Source organism: Ilyobacter sp. (genome assembly GCF_041583315.1).
Classification (GTDB): domain Bacteria; phylum Fusobacteriota; class Fusobacteriia; order Fusobacteriales; family Fusobacteriaceae; genus Ilyobacter.
Genome location: NZ_JBFHGC010000396.1, coordinates 1 through 2,729, shown reverse-complemented (window position 1 = coordinate 2,729; position 2,729 = coordinate 1). Strand labels below are relative to the sequence as shown.

Here is a 2,729-nt window from a genome sequence, read left to right as displayed (position 1 = left end):
TGGGGTTTTTTCAGCACAACTGCATTGGGACTGTCCTTTATTTCTGGGTCTTTCTCTATGAGTTCTCTGAATCTTGTAAATCCTGTCATACCTTTTTGAAAACTCTGCATAAGGAGCATCATTCTTCTGATGGGTTCCATAAATTTTGAGACGTATAAGAGGAAACCGATAACTATACCAGCAGTGATTTCTCCCTTGAGTATGAAGATACCTCCGAAGAATAAGGTAGCCAGCTGGATGATGTTCATAATGAAGCTCAGACCGGAAAAATATTCTGCAGAGAGCTTGAAGTTCTCTCTCTTTGCTTCTCTGAAAGCGACATTTTTTTCCTGGAATTTTTCATTTTCAAACTGCTCATTTGTAAAGGCCTGTACAACTCTTATTCCTGAGATGGAATCTTCTACCTGAGAGTTTATGGCAGATATTTTCTTTCTGGATTTTCCAAAGGAAGTTTTCATGAGATTCTTTTTGGCTGCCGCAAACCATATGAGAATAGGAACCAGTGAGAAGATAATAAGTGTGAGTTTTTTATTCATGCTGAACATGATAAAAAATGTCCCGGTAAACTTCAGTATTGCCAGGAAAAAATCTTCGGGACCTATATGGGCAAATTCTGAGATATAGCTCAGATCATTTACTATCCTTGACATTATGGATCCGGTTTTTGTATTGTCAAAAAATGTAAAGGAGAGTTTCTGAACGTGGGCGAAGAGATCCCTTCTCATATCATATTCTATGAGGATACCCAGCATTTTACCCCAGTAATAGACCACATAGCTTGCAATGTATCTGATCACATAGAGTCCTACAAGAACACCTCCGAATATGTAGAGAAGCTTAAGGTCACCCTTCGGAATGACATCGTCTAGGGTCTTTTGTACCAGTAAAGGAAACAAAAGATCTAAGCCTGCCATGGCAAAGGCACAAAAGAAGTCCAGTATAACTAATTTTAAATGGGGTTTATAATATCTTGCAAAACAAAGTAGATCCTTCATATCAACTACACCGCCTGTCTGTTTTTTGAAATTATAACGTAAAAAAATGATATCCGTAAGTTCATATTATGAATGAGTAGGTATTGAAATCATTTATAATAAATTTTTTGTACAAACTATTTTAACATAAAATTATGATAAGTGTAGAAATAATAATTCAATTTTTAAATTATTATTGACTTTTATGAATGATAATAGTATATTTTTTACAGAAAGTGAATACATTTTTAAGGTTTTCCATGACTATGGAAATAAAAGGGAAGAGGAGTGGAAAACTCCCGCGGTCCCGCCACTGTGATGCAGACGAAAGCAAAAGACCCACTGGATAAAAATCTGGGAAGGGTGTGAGTAGGGTGAAGCTGAGCCAGGAGACCTGCCTTAAAGATAAAATCGCCAATATCACTTGCGGGGACGAGAGATGTAGGGGCTTTTTTTTAGGCTTCTAAAATTTCTCTCCTGGGATTACTCAGGATTTTTTTATTTCCTGAAAATTATTAAAAATCTTAAGGAGGAGAATATGAAAAAAATTAGCATTATTGCAGGAGTACTATTACTGGCAGGAACCCTTTTTGCATCAGAGGGGTATGAAAAAAACCCAATGTTTGAGAGCATGAAGGATGGAGACAAAGGTGCAGTTGTCATGGTTCACTTTGGAAGCAGCTATCCTGAAACCAGAAAACTCACAATCGATGCCATCAATGAAAAGGCGGCAGAGGAGTTTGAAGGTTTAGAGGTGAGAGACGCCTTTACATCCAGGATTATAATGAGAATACTTGACAGAAGAGGTATAAACAAAGATAATCCCAAAGAAGTTTTGGAAGCCTTAAAGGCTGAAGGGTATACTCACGTACTGGTACAGGCAACTCACGTAATCGACGGGATAGAGTCTGAAAACCTGAAAAGAGAGATAGAGGAATTTGAGGATGATTTTAAAGCCATAAGATTGGGGAAATCACTTCTTACAAGTCCTGAGGATTATAAAGAGGTAGCCCACGCTCTGGGAGAAAGAATAGGAAAGTTAAAAAGAAAAGAAGCTGTGGTGCTGGTGGGACACGGGACACATGATCCAGGAACAGCGTCATACTCAATGATGGATTATGTATTGAAGTCTGAAGGGTATGAAAACTACTATGTGGGGACTATAGAGGGTTATCCTACATTTGATAATGTAGTTACGAGGCTGAAAAAAGCAAAAATTAAAAAAGTAAAACTTATGCCTTTTATGTTTGTAGCAGGAGATCACGCAAATAACGACATTGCAGTGGACTGGAAAGAGATGTTAGAGGAAAAAGGATTTAAAGTAGAAGTTATCCTAGAGGGACTAGGTCAGCAGAATAAAATACAGGATCTCTACATGGAGCATGCTAAGTTTGCATCGGAAAACGAGGCAGAGGATATGGCAAAGAAGAAAAAAGAATATGCTGCAGGTCAAGAGTAGTAATTTTATGCAGGCAGAAATTCTGTCTGCATTTTTTATTCGCTCAGAAGAAAGTTTGGTATAATGATAAAAAAAGTGTTAAAAAAAATCCGGTGCTCTACCAGAACCATGGGGAAATTAGTTGATATTTTAAGAATAATAGCTGATAATAAATATATAGAGTTTCAATTCTATAATAATATTATGAGGCTATGAATGGTGGTTTCTCTGATTGTATAGAAAAGGAGGCAAAGGGTAAGATGATAAAGGAAAATAAATCAGAAAATAATTTAAATCTATGTAAAAAGAATAAAAAG

General features: G+C 36.7%; 2 protein-coding genes and 1 riboswitch. Of the genes, one reads left to right on the top strand and one right to left on the bottom strand.

The annotated features are described in order from the left end of the window. Positions 1-995, bottom strand: a 995-nt coding sequence (locus tag ABZA26_RS11965; RefSeq protein WP_372714747.1) for an ABC transporter ATP-binding protein, incomplete at its 3' end; no start/stop codon positions are given. Between the two features lie 213 nt (positions 996-1,208). Further along, a riboswitch (cobalamin riboswitch) is annotated at positions 1,209-1,391 on the top strand. Positions 1,392-1,512: 121 nt separating this feature from the next. Between ABZA26_RS11965 and ABZA26_RS11960 the strand changes: the two genes are divergently transcribed. Beyond that, on the top strand, positions 1,513-2,433 hold the full coding sequence (locus ABZA26_RS11960) for a sirohydrochlorin cobaltochelatase (protein ID WP_372714746.1): 921 nt from the start codon (positions 1,513-1,515) through the stop codon (positions 2,431-2,433). Positions 2,434-2,729 lie beyond the last annotated feature (296 nt).

Bases quoted from the DNA above. Each gene is read 5' to 3' on its own strand.
- ABZA26_RS11960 (WP_372714746.1), top strand. From the start codon at position 1,513: ATGAAAAAAATTAGCATTATTGCAGGAGTACTATTACTGGCAGGAACC.